At 67.3% G+C, this 251-nt stretch carries 1 protein-coding gene; it reads right to left on the bottom strand.

What is annotated here, in order from left to right:
- Positions 1–251: hypothetical protein (locus SB753_RS39665; protein ID WP_410805495.1), on the bottom strand; the 251-nt coding region annotated here is incomplete at both ends.

Genomic DNA, 251 nt, shown 5'->3' with positions numbered 1-251 from the left:
GGCGAGAAAGCCGGCGAGCTTGAGCCGCTGCGCTTCGCCGCCCGACAACGTGGGCACCGGCTGACCGAGCTTCACATATTCGAGGCCGACGTCGACAATGGGCTGCAGCACGCGCAACACTTCGGCGTCGTTCGCGAAGTACGCGGCGGCTTCGCTGACGGTCAACTCCAGCACGTCGGCAATGCTCAATGCGCGCGCCGGTTCGCCGCGCTCGATCTTCACCTCGAGCAGCTCCGCGCGGTAACGGCGCC

Source organism: Paraburkholderia sp. SIMBA_053, assembly GCF_046534895.1.
GTDB classification, from domain to species: Bacteria; Pseudomonadota; Gammaproteobacteria; order Burkholderiales; family Burkholderiaceae; genus Paraburkholderia; species Paraburkholderia caledonica.
Note: the sequence above shows the minus strand (reverse complement) of the source record. Positions and strands in the feature narration are given on the sequence as shown.